Here is an 801-nt window from a genome sequence, read left to right as displayed (position 1 = left end):
TAATCTGTACCCTTTGTAAAGGACATTTTGAAAAAAGTTAGGCAACATCAAGAAGATGATTTCTGTATCCAACAGGAGTCATCTTTTTTAAATTCCATTGATATCTATAATGATTATAATACGTCATATATTTCTTAATCTCTTGTTTCAATTCATTAAAGGACACGCAAGGTTTTATATGAGCTTCATCTTTCAGATGACCAAAAAATGATTCTTGTGGGGCGTTATCCCAACAGTTTCCTCTTCTTGACATGGATTGTCCAAGGTTTAGCTTTTTAACTAGCTTTTGATAGGTAGGGCTTGTGTAGTGGGATCCTTGATCTGAATGAATATAAGCACCTTCAGTCAATCGAATCCGCGGATTCCTTTTTAGTTTACGGAGAGTTGTCGTTACGAGCTCTAATGTCATCTGTTCTGAAACATGGTAAGCTAAAATTTCATTAGTTGAGCCGTCTAAAATTGTAGATAAATAGGCCCTTTGATTCTTACCGTAAACTAAATAGGTGATATCTGTAAGAAGTGTTTTCCCTGGGGTATTTTGTTTAAATTCCCGATTTAATTGATTCGGTACTATTCGATGTTCTTTTGTAGCTTTAAGCATTCTTTTATAAGGATTCGCTTTGCGAACCGGACAGATAATCTCGTATTTCTTCATAATTCTACGGATACGCTTTAAATTGTAGACAACTTGAAACTGACCCGCCAATGTCATCTTTATCTGACGAGCCCCCTTGTTTCTATTTCTAAATCGAAGTGCTTTTAATATGGTTTCCTTCAAGATTTCATCTCGATCACTCTTTT

Annotated in this window: 1 protein-coding gene; it reads right to left on the bottom strand. The window is 35.3% G+C overall.

The genetic code is table 11. The annotated features are described in order from the left end of the window. Positions 1-37 precede the first annotated feature (37 nt). A partial coding sequence (locus CGQ22_RS31270) for an IS3 family transposase (RefSeq protein WP_141106083.1) occupies positions 38-801 on the bottom strand: 764 nt, incomplete at its 5' end.

Source organism: Bacillus sp. M13(2017), from assembly GCF_002218325.1.
Classification (GTDB): Bacteria; Bacillota; Bacilli; order Bacillales; family Bacillaceae_G; genus Bacillus_A; species Bacillus_A thuringiensis_K.
The sequence above is the reverse complement of the archived record's forward strand: the minus strand, read 5'-3'. Positions and strand labels throughout refer to the sequence as shown.